Source organism: Acinetobacter sp. AL9, from assembly GCF_041464035.1.
Lineage (GTDB): Bacteria > Pseudomonadota > Gammaproteobacteria > Pseudomonadales > Moraxellaceae > Acinetobacter > Acinetobacter towneri.
The window spans coordinates 1-265 of sequence record NZ_JAYFSK010000235.1; the positions used below are offsets into that span (position 1 = coordinate 1).

Annotated in this window: 1 pseudogene; it reads right to left on the bottom strand. The window is 39.6% G+C overall.

Going from position 1 to position 265, the window contains the following annotated elements:
* Positions 1–140, bottom strand: a pseudogene (locus ACEO2X_RS14480) (DDE-type integrase/transposase/recombinase); the annotation flags it as partial.
* Positions 141–265 lie beyond the last annotated feature (125 nt).

Below are 265 nucleotides of genomic sequence, written 5' to 3' on the forward strand. Positions count from 1 at the left end.
TGCTCAAGTGCATCGAGCACCATATCTGTATTCATCCGTGTCGATACTTTCCATCCAACAATTGCTCGTGAGAAGACATCAATAATAAATGCAGTATAAACCCAGCCTGAATTTGTTTGAATATACGTGAAGTCAGCGACCTGAGATACCGTCTTGGTAGTCAATCAGGTTTTGAGATTATTCGACCAATAAATAATCTCTTTGATAGGCAGTCTGATGTTTTAAAACGCCATAACACAGATGTATAAGCTTGCGCATTGCAGCA